This is a genomic window from uncultured Cyclobacterium sp. (genome assembly GCF_963976465.1).
In the GTDB taxonomy this organism is placed as follows: domain Bacteria; phylum Bacteroidota; class Bacteroidia; order Cytophagales; family Cyclobacteriaceae; genus Cyclobacterium.
This window is the reverse complement of record NZ_CAXBOC010000474.1, coordinates 1-4,290: the sequence shown is the minus strand read 5'-3', so window position 1 is coordinate 4,290 and position 4,290 is coordinate 1. Positions and strand designations below refer to the sequence as shown.

Annotated in this window: 5 protein-coding genes; 3 read left to right on the top strand and 2 right to left on the bottom strand. The window is 37.4% G+C overall.

All coding sequences use genetic code 11. From position 1 onward, the window contains the following. Positions 1-1,123 (top strand): aldose epimerase family protein (locus AAC037_RS20555; RefSeq protein ID WP_339905251.1); only part of this gene is annotated, 1,123 nt, incomplete at its 5' end. A 4-nt stretch (positions 1,124-1,127) separates the two neighbouring features. Next, positions 1,128-2,153: an SMP-30/gluconolactonase/LRE family protein gene (locus AAC037_RS20550; protein WP_339905249.1), complete on the top strand. Its 1,026-nt coding sequence runs from the start codon at positions 1,128-1,130 to the stop codon at positions 2,151-2,153. Between the two features lie 41 nt (positions 2,154-2,194). Here the strand turns inward: AAC037_RS20550 and AAC037_RS20545 are convergent, their stop codons facing one another. Both AAC037_RS20545 and AAC037_RS20540 read right to left on the bottom strand, forming a co-directional pair. Next, complete coding sequence (locus AAC037_RS20545) at positions 2,195-3,337, bottom strand: geranylgeranyl reductase family protein (RefSeq protein WP_339905247.1); 1,143 nt, start codon at positions 3,335-3,337, stop codon at positions 2,195-2,197. 8 nt (positions 3,338-3,345) lie between these two features. After that, positions 3,346-3,702 (bottom strand): hypothetical protein, encoded by a 357-nt coding sequence (locus AAC037_RS20540; RefSeq protein WP_339905245.1) that lies wholly within the window; start codon positions 3,700-3,702, stop codon positions 3,346-3,348. A gap of 436 nt (positions 3,703-4,138) precedes the next feature. Between AAC037_RS20540 and AAC037_RS20535 the strand changes: the two genes are divergently transcribed. Then, positions 4,139-4,290 (top strand): orotidine 5'-phosphate decarboxylase / HUMPS family protein (locus AAC037_RS20535; RefSeq protein WP_339905252.1); only part of this gene is annotated, 152 nt, incomplete at its 3' end.

Here is a 4,290-nt window from a genome sequence, read left to right as displayed (position 1 = left end):
CTGTGAAAACAACACAAAGGAACAGGCTGAAGATAAACAAATAACAGAACCGAAATATTTAACAGCAATGGAAGATTCAGCATTTGAAAAAACAATAGACGGAAAAGAAGTAAAATTGTATCACCTTACCAATAAAAATGGTATGGAAATGACCGTAACCAATTTTGGCGCAAGAGTGGTAGAATTGTTCGCTCCGGATAAAAACGGGAATTTTGAGGATGTTGTTTTGGGGTATGATAATCTCGATGAATACCGCAATAATCCCGGTGGATATTATGGCGCCCCCATTGGTAGATATGGCAACCGCATCGCCGAAGCTCAATTTACACTAGACGGTAAAACTTATAACCTGGAGGCCAATAATGGTCCAAACAATCTACACGGAGCTCCGGAAGGTTACCATAAGGTGGTTTGGGAGGTACTGGAAGCTACGGATCAAAAATTAGAAATGAAGTACGTTTCGCCGGATGGAGAAGCAGGATTTCCGGGTGAATTAACAGTTTTTATGAATTATTACCTGACAGATGAAAATGAGTTTAAAATCACCTATAAGGCCACTACTGATAAGCCTACAATAGTAAACTTAACCCATCACTCCTTTTTTAATCTTAATGGACATGGTGAAGGGAGTGTAAGAAACCATATGTTACAGTTGAATGCCGATAATTTTACTCCTGTGGACGATAATTTGATACCGCTTGGAGAAATCAGGCCTGTTGAAGGAACTCCGTTTGATTTTAGTGAACCACATCTGGTAGGAGAGCGCATCGATGCAGACAATGAGCAGCTTAAAAAGGGAGGAGGATATGACCACAATTGGGTGGTTAATCGTGAGGAAGAGAACAAAGAAACCATTAAAATTGCTTCAGTTTGGGTTCCCGAAAATGGTCGTAAGATGGAAGTTTATACCGATCAACCTGGAGTACAGGTATATACTGGGAATTTTATGACTGGCGGAGGGCCTTCAAAAGCCGGTAAAGATTATGGTAAGCAAGGAGCCATTTGTTTGGAAACACAGCATTATCCGGATTCTCCAAATCAGCCTTCTTTTCCCTCTGTTACCCTAAGACCGGAAGAGACTTATTCACATGCATGTATTTATAAATTTTCTGTGATTGATTGACCGTATGAAAACTTCCTCGATTTATAGCTTGATTTTGCTTTTAGGAGGAATGCTGTATTCCTGTGGAGGTAATAATAAGCATGAAGTGCAAAAGAAAGCATTGATGCCATTTACAATAATTTCTGAGGGAGATAAACTATATTCAATTATAGAAGAGGGAACACAAGCGGAAATTTTAGGAAGTGGTTATGCATGGACTGAAGGCCCCTTGTGGATTGAAGAGGAGGAAATGTTATTGTTTTCAGAAATCCCTGCCAATAAAGTGCATTTCTGGAAAGAAGGCAGTGCTCCAAATGTCTATTTGCATCCTGCAGGATTAACCTCCAATGAAAAAAGAGGAGGGGAGGTAGGTTCCAATGGCCTACTTTTGGATCCCAATGGAATGCTGGTATTGTGTCAACATGGAGACAGGAGATTGGCAAGGATGCTCGCTACATTAGATGCTCCTGCCCCTGATTATGAAGATATCGTTTCAGAATTTAAAGGAAAACCTTTCAATAGTCCCAATGATGCAGTTTTCGATACTAAAGGGAATTTATATTTTACTGATCCTCCTTATGGTTTGGAGTATCGTATGGATGACCCTAAGAAAGCCATCGATTTTCAAGGTGTTTATAAGTTGAATAAGGAGGGTGATTTGCGACTGCTATTGGATAGTATTACCAGACCCAATGGTATAGCTTTTTTTCCAGATGAAAAACGGCTTATAATAGCCAATTCTGATCCGGAAAAACCCATTTGGTACTTCTATATTTTGGATGAAAATAAAGGGCTGAAAGAAGGAAGAATTTTCTATGATGCAAGTGAAATAGCCAAAAATGAAGCAGGTCTACCGGATGGACTAAAAATCATGAAAGATGGGACAGTCATCGCAACAGGACCCGGTGGAATTTGGTTCTTTGGACCTGAGGGGGTTTTATTAGGCAGGCTTAAGTTTTCAGAACTAGTATCCAACGTTGCTCTGAATAAAAAGGAGAACTTTTTATTTGTAACGGCCGATAGTTATGTGCTCCGGATTCCTTTAAAATAAGTTTCACCAAAATCTAAAATTGAGGCCGTGCTCCCTTGCTGTTAGATGAATTTCAGTAAAGGAACGCGGCTTTTTATTTTATTCTTGAGGTCATCCGGAAAGGCTTTTTTGCCCATAAAGATATCTGTTAAGATTTCACAGCCTTTTTGTCCGTACTTGCTAAGGAGTATATTCCTAATGGCAGGTTGGGCATAACAGATAAATGCAATAATAGAAGAATTGCCCAGTTCAGTTAGAATATGTTGATCGAGCAATTGCTGGTAGGCCTCATTGGCATCCTTTTCATTCTCAAAATTTTCTACAATGGCTTTGGCTGCCAGTTCTCCTGATAAAATAGCATTTGATATACCTTCGGCAGTAAGGGGGTCAGCAAAACCTGCCGCATCCCCGGAAAGAAAAATTCTACCCTTTGAAAAAGCATCCTTTCTTTGGCCTACAGGTATTTGAAATCCATGTGCTTCTGATTCTAATATTTCATTTATTTCTATTTTTTTTAAATAATCTTTATAGTATTTTTTTAAATCAATCTTTTGTTTTTTTAGCGTGCAAACTCCCAATGAAAGGTGTCCATTTTTGGGAAAACACCAAGCATAGCCATCAGGGACGGCATCCACATCAAAGCGTACATTTTTAGATAATCGGTTGTAATCCTCTTCAGGTACCTTTACTTCATATTCCAATGCAGGAATTAGCTTGCGGCTCTCTTTCCAGCCTCCCAATTTGGCAGTTTGGCTTAAGGCTCCATCAGCTCCGATTAGGTATTGGCATTTAATATCCTCACCGGAGGTTTTTATATGCAACCCATCAACTTCTTTTGTCAAGCCTACCATGCTGGTTTGCGCTAGGATTTGAGCCCCTTTTTCCAATGCCTTATTGACCAGAAATTGATCGAATGAATCTCTCATGACCATGGAAATGATGGGTTCATCTCTTTTTGCTTTAAAAGAATGAGGACTTTTTTCAAAAAATACTTCCAATTCAAAAAATTCTTTTTCAATGACTGCATCGATGGAAAAGGGTAGACGAATTCGGCCTCTATGAACCAAACCTCCCCCACAAGTTTTGTATCGAGGAAGTTTCTCTTTTTCAATTAAAATTACTTTTTTTCCATTTTTTGCCGCATGGAAAGCGGCCATGGCACCTGATGGACCGGTGCCAACGATGGCAATGTCATACTCTTTCATGGGTAATTTTATAAATCTTCAACTTCTCTCTCAGGTATATCAGGACCGACCAATACCAAATGACCATTTTCAGGTTTAAATTCATAGGTTAATTTAATTTTATCGAGGTCAGTTTCATTAATATTTAGACAGGCGTTATAAAAAATCTTGTTAAAGCTTAAAAATAAGGATCCAGTGTTTTGTTCCGGAGTAACTATTGGATCTACCAATTGGATGTTTTCAGCCAATGCACCCTCCAACTTGGTATAAAGACTTAAAAAAATCTCAAGCTCATTCTTCTTCTCATTGAAAACACAAGAAAGCGCAGTATTTATATTGTTTGCATTTTTTATACTTTCACTTTTGAAAACCCACTTTTCCTGCATTATTAAAATAAATTTATGGTAAGAAATGTAATTGTTAAACCTTTAAATTAAAGAATAGCCCATTCATGATAAATTGAGGTAATTCTATTGAAAATAGCAGCTTTGATCAAAATTAAATAATTAAATTGAAACTGAATAAAAAAATCGTAATCGGCATAAAATAAAGAATTATAGTCGCGAAGTTTTCATATGGATTTCACAAATAAATTTTAATGTGAGTTGAAATAAACTCATGAAGCCTTAAAGTAGGGATAGAATTTTGATCGGTTTAAAGTTAAAGGCCAATCATTTTTTTTATTTTAGCCCATTTAGATGAATGGTAATCCTATTAAATGAAATATCAGATTGCTACGTACTTCAATTCCTATAATATGGATGATTTTCAATCAATAGACTGTTAAATAAATTTATTTTCTATTAAAATAACCATTAATTAATGAAACCAATTGTTCAAATTAGTTTAGACCTAACCAATATTGACGAAGCTTTAGAAACAGCTGCTCTAGCCATGCGTGCAGGAGTGGATTGGTTGGAAGCGGGAACCCCATTGATCTTGGCAGAAGGTCTTCATGGTGTCAGGAAACTTAG

Excerpts from the sequence above, each read along its gene's own strand:
- AAC037_RS20550 (WP_339905249.1), top strand. The coding sequence starts at position 1,128 with ATGAAAACTTCCTCGATTTATAGCTTGATTTTGCTTTTAGGAGGAATG.
- AAC037_RS20545 (WP_339905247.1), bottom strand. The coding sequence starts at position 3,337 with ATGAAAGAGTATGACATTGCCATCGTTGGCACCGGTCCATCAGGTGCC.
- AAC037_RS20540 (WP_339905245.1), bottom strand. The coding sequence starts at position 3,702 with ATGCAGGAAAAGTGGGTTTTCAAAAGTGAAAGTATAAAAAATGCAAAC.